Below are 5,780 nucleotides of genomic sequence, written 5' to 3'. Positions count from 1 at the left end.
CCGATGTACTTCGGCGCCGAGCTGGTCAAGGTCACGCCGATGGACTTCCTGCGCGACACGCTGCTGTGGGCCAAGCTCATCGACAAGTACAAGGGCACCATGACCGCGGCGCCCAACTTCGCCTACGCGTTGTTCGCCAAGCGGTTGCGCAACCAGGCCGAGCCGGGGCAGTTCGACCTCTCGACGCTGCGATTCGCGCTGTCGGGCGCCGAGCCCGTCGAGCCCGCCGACGTGGAGGACCTGCTGGACGCGGGCAAGCCCTTCGGCCTGAGTCCCAAGGCGATCCTGCCTGCCTACGGCATGGCCGAGACGACACTGGCGGTGTCCTTCTCGGAATGCGACGCCGGCCTGGTGGTCGACGAGGTAGACGCCGACCTGCTGGCCGCTTTGCGGCGCGCGGTCCCCGCAACCAAGGGCAACACGCGGCGTCTGGCCTCGCTCGGTCCGCTGTTGCGTGATCTGGAGGCCCGCGTCGTCGACGAGACGGGCGAGATCATGCCCGCGCGCGGCGTCGGCGTGATCGAGCTGCGTGGCGAGTCCCTCACCCCCGGCTACATCACGATGGGCGGCTTCCTGCCCGCGCAGGACCAGCACGGGTGGTACGACACCGGGGACCTCGGCTACCAGATGGAGAACGGCCACGTCGTGGTCTGTGGCCGCGTGAAGGACGTCATCATCATGGCCGGCCGCAATATCTATCCGACCGACATCGAGCGGGCCGCCGGCCGCGTCAAGGGTGTGCGACCCGGCTGTGCCGTCGCCGTGCGGCTCGACGCGGGCCACTCCCGCGAGACGTTCGCCGTCGCGGTGGAGTGCAACGCCTGGGAGGATCCGGTCGAGGTGCGCCGCATCGAGCAGCAGGTCGCCCACGAGGTCGTCTCCGAGGTCGACGTGCGGCCCCGCAACGTCGTGGTCCTCGGCCCGGGCACCATCCCAAAGACGCCGTCGGGCAAGCTGCGCCGCGCCAACTCGGTCTCGCTAGTCACCTAGATCTCTCGTCCCTTCTCCCGCGAGCGTGCGTGTCTGCTCCGAGACACGCCGCTGCGCGCGTGAGAACGCGCACGCTCGTCAGACCCTGATGTGGCGGATTCCCACTGCCGCACGGCGGAGTTGGTAGCTCGCAGTACCCAACCTCGGGTGCTCGAGCGTCAAGCCGGCGTGGGGCGGCGATGTCCTCCACCACTTCGTCGACGGTACGGTCGTCGGTGTGCTGCGAACCGATCGCCGGCCAGCGCCGTCACGCAGCGCTCGATCTGCTGCATCGCCCAGCAACTCCTCGCGGCCCGTCGCCCGGGCCAGCCAGAACCTCGACCGGGTGCGCAACCTGCGGCGCAGCGTTTCCGGTGACGCGATCAGCGCGAAGTGGCGCACGTCGACTTCGGCCGTATGCAGTCCGGACATGATCTCAGCGAAGTACGCCGGTTCCACCAGGTCATCGGCACTAGCACCGGTCCATCGTGCGCCCGCACTGCATCCGCGAGGGTGGCCACCACGGCCGATCGCCACTGTGGCCGGTCCTGGAAGTCGCTGCGGGCGCTCGGCGGCAGCATCCGGTGGATGCCGAAGCCGATCAGTTCGGGATCTGCCACGTGCGCATCGGGTGCGCGACGCAGGAGCTCGAAGGTGGTCTGCGTCTTTCCCGACCCGAAGGCCCCGTTGATCCACACCAGCACCGCACCGAGTGTAGATAGCCGCCGCGATGAGTTCGGTGGCTGCGGCGCGTCTGAAACTCCATGCGCAGGAAAAGCAATGGTCGACCGTCGGGGGCCCTCGCTACGGTTTCACCATGCCCACCCCGGCCATCGAGGCCATCGATCTCGTCAAGAGGTTCGGTGCCGCGAATCAGAGGCCAGCGCGGTCTTTGACGTCGTCGGGGATGTTGTACATCTCCTGGGAGACGACCGCGCCGCCCTGGGATTAGCCGAAGATGATGACTTTTCGTTGTCGGCCGTCGGAGGGTCCAGCTGATTGTGCAGCTCATCGTCGAGGTTCGTCACGCCCGTCCCAACAGACTTGTTCCACGTGTCGCACGACAGACCCGGGCATGGGCCGGGAATGATCCCCAACGGGAAGAAGCGGGCGGGTAGTCGACCCGTCCGGGTCGCAGCCGTCCGTCGAGGTGCACGGGACACCCGGCGGTCGATGTTGTGCGTGCCCGTCCCCGGCACGACCAACGCGGTGGCAGCCAGCGCGAGCGGCCGTGAAGGCGGACGTCGCGGCGAGCGCGATCACAGAGAGGAGGGAAACGATGACGAGAAGAAGAGCCATCGCCGTAGTTTCTTGCGTATCCGCCCGATGCTGTCGGATTCGCTCGACGCCGTTCGTCGAACCGGTAGAGAGTGGGACGCAGGGTTCTGCTCACTAACCGGAGGTATCCCATGCACTACTTCGCGCTGTTGCTCGGCCCCGAGGCCACCGACGAGCCCGACACTGCCACGCAGGCCGCGATCATGACGGCCTATCAGAACTTCCACGCGGCGGCCGGTTCGGCGATCCGGGCCGGCGACGCATTGACGACATCGGAGTCGGCGGCGCGGATCACGGGCGGGCCCACCGCGCCGACGGTCACGGACGGGCCGTTCGCCGAGGCCGCCGAGGTCGCCGGCGGCTACTACGTGTTCGAGGCAGAGGACCTCGACGAGGCACTGGAGCTGGCCCGGCAGATCCCCGCGTGCGCGTCGGGCGGTGTCGAGGTGTGGCCGATGGTCATGTGGAACCAGCCGGAGAAGCCGCTGGACGGCACCAACTGGATCGCACTGCTTCTGGAACCCGCGCATCTCACGCATGCGCCGGACTCACCCGAATTCCAGGCCGGTCTCGAGCAGCACGGCCTGTTCGGCGCCGCCGCAGCCGATCACATCAAGGGCGGTGCGGCGCTGCATCCGCCGGCCACGGCGACGACGGTACGGGTGCGAGACGGGAAGACAACGTTCACCGATGGCCCGTACGTCGAGGGCGCGGAGGTGGCAAACGGCTTCTACCTGCTCAGTGCCGCCGATCAGGACGAGGCCGTCAAGATCGCGTCCATGATCCCGGCCTCGGCCGTGCAGGTCCGGCAACTCGCCGGCGTCTCGGCACTGTAGCCGTCGCTGGATGACCAACCTGGACAGCGTCTTCCGGCGCGAATGGGGTCCGGCCGTCGCGGCGCTCGCCCGGTGGTCGGGCGACCTCACCGTCGCCGAGGACGCTGTCCAGGAGGCGTTCGCGGAGGCACTGCGGGTATGGCCCCGCGACGGCCAGCCCGACAACCCGGCCGGATGGGTCGTGACCGTCGCCCGCAACCGTGCCCTAGACCGCTTGCGTCGCGACTCGGTGCGGCCGGGAAAGGAACTCGCAGCGGTGGTCGAAGACAGGTGGGCCCGCGTCGAGGGCGTTGCAGTGCATCCGGTGCGCGACGATGAACTGCGGATGATGTTCACGTGCGCGCATCCAGCACTGGACCCGTCGTCGCAGTTGGCGCTCACACTGCGGCTGATCTCCGGGCTCACCGTCGCCGAGATCGCACGGGCTCTTCTGCAGTCCGAAGCTGCGGTAGGACAGCGAATCACGCGGGCCAAGAACAAGATTCGCGGAGCGAACATCCCGATGCGGGTGCCACCGGCCGAGTTGCTGCCGGAGCGGGTACCGCACGTGCTGGCGTGCATCTACTCGGTGTTCACCGAGGGCTACTGGTCGACCGCGGGCCCGTCGGCAATCCGTGACGAACTGTGCGATGAGGGCGTGCGGCTGGCCGGCGAACTGTGCGCATTGATGCCCGACTCGACCGACGCTCGTGCTCTGGCGGCGCTGGTGCTGCTGCACGACTCACGCCGTACGACGCGAGTGGACGTCTCCGGCTCGCTAGTGCCGCTCGACGAGCAGGACCGCACGCGGTGGGACCGGGGTCGGATCGGTCGGGCTCTCGACCGGCTGCGGCTCGCGGCCGGTGCGACGGGTCCCTACCTACCGCAGGCGGTGATCGCAGCACTGCATGCGACGGCACCGAGTTGGGAGCAGACGGACTGGGTCACCATCTGCACCGCCTACGACCGGCTGATCGCGATCACGGGTTCCCCGGTGGCGCGAGCCAATCGCGCGCTCGCCGTGGGGTTCCGCGACGGCTTTGAGGCTGGGCTGTCCGCACTGGACGAGGTCGCCTCCGAACCGCGCCTGGCGCGCTCCAATACCGTGGCATCGATCCGCGCCGACCTGTTGCGGCGGGACGGCCGGCTGGCCGAGGCCGCGGAGTGGTACCGGACGGCATTGGAGCACAACGGCTCCGAGCCGGGACGGGAGTTCCTACTGCGGCGGCTAGCGGAGTGCGAGCAGAATTGATTCAACTGATCGGCTACCTGGCCGGATTGGATCGCGTTGGCCGTCGCCGCGCGGACGGAACCTCAGCTGAGTATTGTGTACTATACCTAGAATGACCGACCGCGTGTCCGCACGACTGGCCAATCACCCGACCGTGCGAAAGATGATGGGCCACAGGAGCGAACCGCCCGGCGTGATCGACGCCGACCGGTTGCGGGGGATCTGCCTGGCCGCCGGCGCCGACGACGTCGCCTTCGCCAGCGTCGACAATCCGGCCCTGGCCTCCGAGCGCGAGCACGTCGACTCGGCGTTACGCGGCACGAAGAGCTTCATCTCGCTGGTCGTGAGGATGAACCGCGACAACGTCCGTTCGCCCGCGCGCAGCGTGGCCAACCAGGAGTTCCACCGCACCGGCGAGATCATCAACGAGGCCGCACACACCATCACGCGTGCCCTGCAGGACGCCGGTCATCGTGCGCTGAACCCGTCGGCGACGTTCCCGATGGAGATGGATCAGTTTCCTGGCCGGATCTGGGTCGTCGCGCACAAGCCGGTCGCAGTGGCGTCCGGACTGGGCGTCATGGGCATCCATCGCAACGTGATCCACCCGAAGTTCGGCAACTTCATCCTGCTCGCCACCATTCTGGTGGACGCACCGGTCACCAGTTACGGTGAGCCGCTCGACTATTCGCCGTGCCTGGAGTGCAAGCTGTGCGTCGCGGCGTGCCCGGTCGGGGCGATCGGCAAGGACGGCGAGTTCGACTTCGTGGCCTGTTCAGTGCACAACTACCGCGAGTTCATGGGCGGCTTCACCGACTACGTGCAGACGATCTCGGACAGTGAGGACGCAGCCGACTTCCGTTCGCGCGTAACCGATTCAGAGAACGCGTCGATGTGGCAGAGCCTGTCGTTCAAGGCGAACTACAAGGCCGCCTACTGTCTGGCGGTGTGCCCGGCGGGGGAGGATGTCATCGAACCCTTCCTGGAGGACCGAAAGGGCTTCATGGACCTGGTGTTGAAGCCACTGCAGGACAAACGCGAGACTCTGTACGTCCTGCCCAACTCCGCCGCCAAGGCCCACGCCGAGAAGCGCTACCCGCACAAGCCGACCAAGGTCGTCGACAGCGGGATCTCCGGCCGCAGTTAATGCGCGGTCGCGAACCTTCGAGCGTGCGTCTTCGCGCAATTTCGCACGGCGTGTCGCGTACAGACGCGCACGCTCGCGGCAAAGAGGGACCCAGAGATTGGGGCTAACCCGGGCTACCCCAGGCGTGCACGGTGTTCTGCGCTGGCTCGATGCCCAGCTGGATCAACAATTCGCATGCATCGGCGGCCAACTCACAGATCGTGGCCACCTCCGGCCGCTCGGCGGCGGTGAAGTTCTCCAGCACGTAGGTGGCCGGATCCTTGCGGCCCGGTGGGCGCCCGATGCCGATGCGCACCCGCTGGAAGTCCCTGGTGCCAAGGGCCGACGCGACCGACCGCAA

7 protein-coding genes and 1 pseudogene are annotated in these 5,780 nt (G+C 67.7%); 5 read left to right on the top strand and 3 right to left on the bottom strand.

The window, feature by feature from the left end:
* Positions 1-990, top strand: a 990-nt coding sequence (locus QOI01_RS07855) for a long-chain-fatty-acid--CoA ligase (protein ID WP_526379632.1), incomplete at its 5' end; no start/stop codon positions are given.
* Positions 991-1,068: 78 nt separating this feature from the next.
* Here QOI01_RS07855 and QOI01_RS07850 read toward each other — a convergent pair.
* Positions 1,069-1,401 carry a hypothetical protein gene (locus QOI01_RS07850; RefSeq protein ID WP_526379630.1) on the bottom strand — a complete coding sequence of 111 codons (333 nt, stop codon included), beginning with the start codon at positions 1,399-1,401 and terminating at the stop codon, positions 1,069-1,071.
* Positions 1,353-1,673, bottom strand: a complete 321-nt coding sequence (locus tag QOI01_RS07845) for a hypothetical protein (protein WP_526379629.1) — start codon at positions 1,671-1,673, stop codon at positions 1,353-1,355. Before QOI01_RS07845 ends, QOI01_RS07850 begins: the two co-directional genes overlap by 49 nt.
* Positions 1,674-1,786: 113 nt before the next feature.
* On the opposite strand from QOI01_RS07845, the gene QOI01_RS07840 reads away from it, so the two are divergent.
* From QOI01_RS07840 to QOI01_RS07825, 4 genes are all read left to right on the top strand, one after another.
* On the top strand, positions 1,787-1,921 hold the full coding sequence (locus QOI01_RS07840; RefSeq protein WP_526379627.1) for a hypothetical protein: 135 nt from the start codon (positions 1,787-1,789) through the stop codon (positions 1,919-1,921).
* Positions 1,922-2,378: 457 nt separating this feature from the next.
* The gene (locus QOI01_RS07835; RefSeq protein ID WP_526379625.1) at positions 2,379-3,083 is read left to right on the top strand and encodes a YciI family protein; all 705 of its coding nucleotides are present in this window, start codon (positions 2,379-2,381) and stop codon (positions 3,081-3,083) included.
* 10 nt (positions 3,084-3,093) lie between these two features.
* The gene (locus QOI01_RS07830; protein ID WP_526379623.1) at positions 3,094-4,314 is read left to right on the top strand and encodes an RNA polymerase sigma factor; all 1,221 of its coding nucleotides are present in this window, start codon (positions 3,094-3,096) and stop codon (positions 4,312-4,314) included.
* Between the two features lie 91 nt (positions 4,315-4,405).
* Entirely contained in the window at positions 4,406-5,440 is a 1,035-nt protein-coding gene (locus QOI01_RS07825; protein ID WP_526379621.1) for an epoxyqueuosine reductase, read from the top strand.
* A gap of 103 nt (positions 5,441-5,543) precedes the next feature.
* Here the strand turns inward: QOI01_RS07825 and QOI01_RS07820 are convergent.
* A pseudogene (locus QOI01_RS07820) lies at positions 5,544-5,780 on the bottom strand (aminoacyl-tRNA hydrolase); the annotation flags it as partial.

It is taken from the genome of Mycobacterium sp. (genome assembly GCF_032162605.1).
Classification (GTDB): domain Bacteria; phylum Actinomycetota; class Actinomycetes; order Mycobacteriales; family Mycobacteriaceae; genus Mycobacterium.
The sequence above is the reverse complement of the archived record's forward strand: the minus strand, read 5'-3'. Positions and strand labels throughout refer to the sequence as shown.

Excerpts from the sequence above, each read along its gene's own strand:
- QOI01_RS07840 (WP_526379627.1), top strand. The coding sequence starts at position 1,787 with ATGCCCACCCCGGCCATCGAGGCCATCGATCTCGTCAAGAGGTTCGGT.
- QOI01_RS07835 (WP_526379625.1), top strand. The coding sequence starts at position 2,379 with ATGCACTACTTCGCGCTGTTGCTCGGCCCCGAGGCCACCGACGAGCCC.
- QOI01_RS07825 (WP_526379621.1), top strand. The coding sequence starts at position 4,406 with ATGACCGACCGCGTGTCCGCACGACTGGCCAATCACCCGACCGTGCGA.
- QOI01_RS07830 (WP_526379623.1), top strand. The coding sequence starts at position 3,094 with ATGACCAACCTGGACAGCGTCTTCCGGCGCGAATGGGGTCCGGCCGTC.
- QOI01_RS07850 (WP_526379630.1), bottom strand. The coding sequence starts at position 1,401 with ATGTCCGGACTGCATACGGCCGAAGTCGACGTGCGCCACTTCGCGCTG.